A 376-nucleotide genomic window follows, 5' to 3' on the forward strand; every position below is an offset into this window, starting at 1 on the left:
AAGTAATTTCGCCGGTTACTGGCTTACACTCAAGGCCACCCACTTGCTGGAAGTACGTAAACTGAGTCACTTCCATACCGTTTAGCCAAACTTCCCAGCCAAGACCCCAAGCACCCAGTGTTGGGTTTTCCCAGTTGTCTTCTACGAAACGAATATCGTGAACTAATGGATCGATACCAAGCACTTCAAGTGAGCCAAGGTACAACTCCTGAATATTATCTGGAGAAGGCTTAAGAGCTACCTGGAATTGATAGTAGTGCTGCAGGCGGTTTGGGTTCTCACCATAACGTCCGTCAGTTGGACGACGAGATGGCTAAACATATGCCGTAGACATTGGCTCTGGGCCAAGTGCACGCAGACATGTCATTGGGTGAGA

1 pseudogene is annotated in these 376 nt (G+C 48.4%); it reads right to left on the minus strand.

Going from position 1 to position 376, the window contains the following annotated elements:
* Nucleotides 1-376 (minus strand): annotated as a pseudogene (locus tag AB4585_RS26460) (glycine--tRNA ligase subunit alpha); the annotation flags it as partial.

This window comes from Vibrio sp. 10N.222.49.C9, assembly GCF_041474985.1.
Lineage (GTDB): Bacteria > Pseudomonadota > Gammaproteobacteria > Enterobacterales > Vibrionaceae > Vibrio > Vibrio crassostreae_C.